Here is a 1917-nt window from a genome sequence, read left to right as displayed (position 1 = left end):
TGAGGGTGCGCCGGGAGACCGGCAAGGAGTAGATGGTGAAAGTCCATTACGATGAAGGTGTAGCGAACCACGTCGGCCCCGAGCCGTGCGAAGGCATCCGCGAGGATGTCGGCGAAGCGTCGGTAGGGGAGCATGCAGGCCAGCCATTGAGCCGCGAAAAGGATCTTATCTCGGATGCCGACGCTGTCCTCATAGCGGAAGGCAATATGGGAGGTGCGCTATGCGAGTGCCTCACCAATCCGGCGCGGTCTTTAGACCCTGGCATGCATGGACGCTCTTTGTACGGGAACCGGGAGATCTCCGGGTCGGCCATGGCCTCTTTGGAGGACATGGTCCGCAGCGGGAAGGCGAGGAGCCGTAGCCGCTGATGCACGACACGGAGAAGTCTGACTCTGGCATAGTAGCTGTGAAGCTGACGAACAAAGCCGGGCAACCGGTGGCGGAGTTGGTGGAGCCAAGGCCGGGGACCAAGGGGAACGCGGAACAACAACGCATGCACCGGACACAGGGCCGGGCTCGCATGACCCAGTCGCTGGATCGCGTACGGAAAGCCGCAAGGCTGAGGAAGAAGGATCGGTTCACCGCGCTCTTCCACCACCTCACTGTCGATGCACTTCGCACGGCGTTCTTCGCGCTCAGGCGCAAGGCCGCCCCTGGGGTGGATGGCATGATGTGGCAGGACTACGAGGCAGACCTCGAGCCTCGGCTCGTAGATTTGCACAAACGAGTTCATCGGGGAGCGTACCGCCCGCAACCGTCGCGCCGGACATACATACCGAAGGCGGACGGGAAGCGGCGGCCGCTAGCGATCGCGGCTCTGGAAGACAAGATTGTCCAAGGGGCTACCGTCATCGTGCTCAACGCCATCTACGAAGGTGACTTCTGCGGCTTCTCCTACGGGTTTCGGCCAGGGAGAGGCCCGCACGATGCGTTGGATGCGCTGTGTACAGCGATCGACAAGCGGCAGGTAAACTGGATCATCGACGCCGACATCCAAAACTTCTTTGGGGCTGTCAGCCAGACATGGCTGGTCCGCTTCCTGGAACATCGGATCGGCGACAAGCGCATCATCCGCCTCATCCAGAAGTGGTTGAAGGCGGGTATCCTCGAAGACGGGATCGTGACCGTTGATGACAGGGGAACGGGTCAAGGGTCGGTGATTTCGCCGCTCCTTGGCAATATCTACCTGCACTACGTTCTCGACCTGTGGGCCAAGCGCTGGCGACAGCGCGAGAACACCGGCGACATGATCATCGTGCGCTATGCGGACGATGTGGTGGTCGGCTTCGAGCGAGAGGAGGACGCCCGTCGTTTCCTCGATGCGATGCGTGCGAGGCTTGAGGAGTTCATGCTGACGCTCCATCCGGACAAGACCCGGCTGATTGAGTTTGGTCGCTTTGCGGCGGTCAATCGCAAGCGGCGCGGGCTCGGAAAACCGGAGACCTTTACCTTCTTGGGGTTCACACTCATCTGCGGACGATCCCGTCGCGGCCTCTTCCAGCTTCAACGGAAGACCCGCGGGGATCGGATGCGGGCGAAGCTCCAGGAGATCAAGGAGGAGCTACGACGTCGATGGCACCAGTCGATCCCTGAACAAGGGAGATGGCTGAGGCAGGTGGTGACCGGGCATTTTGCCTACTTTGCAGTCCCCACCAACAGTCGCGCAATCTCGGCATTCCACCACCATGTGGTGAACCTCTGGCGGCGGGCGCTCCAGCGCCGCAGCCAGAAAGACCGAACCACATGGACAAGGATCGCTCTGATCTCGGGCGACTGGCTTCCCAAACCGCGTACTCTTCATCCCTGGCCAAGCGTCCGCTTCGCCGTCACTCACCCGAGGTAGGAGCCGAGTGCGGGAATCCCGCTCGCTCGGATCTGTCCGGGGGGCGCTCGGCAACGGGCGTCCCTACCGGGATA

At 61.8% G+C, this 1917-nt stretch carries 1 protein-coding gene; it reads left to right on the top strand.

Going from position 1 to position 1917, the window contains the following annotated elements; all coding sequences use genetic code 11:
* The first annotated feature begins 367 nt into the window (after nt 1–367).
* Complete coding sequence (ltrA, locus tag IB244_RS31510; RefSeq protein ID WP_058323741.1) at nt 368–1843, top strand: group II intron reverse transcriptase/maturase; 1476 nt, start codon at nt 368–370, stop codon at nt 1841–1843.
* The last annotated feature ends 74 nt before the right edge of the window (nt 1844–1917 follow it).

Source organism: Rhizobium sp. RHZ02, assembly GCF_014851575.1.
Lineage (GTDB): Bacteria > Pseudomonadota > Alphaproteobacteria > Rhizobiales > Rhizobiaceae > Rhizobium > Rhizobium altiplani.
The sequence above is the reverse complement of the archived record's forward strand: the minus strand, read 5'-3'. Positions and strand labels throughout refer to the sequence as shown.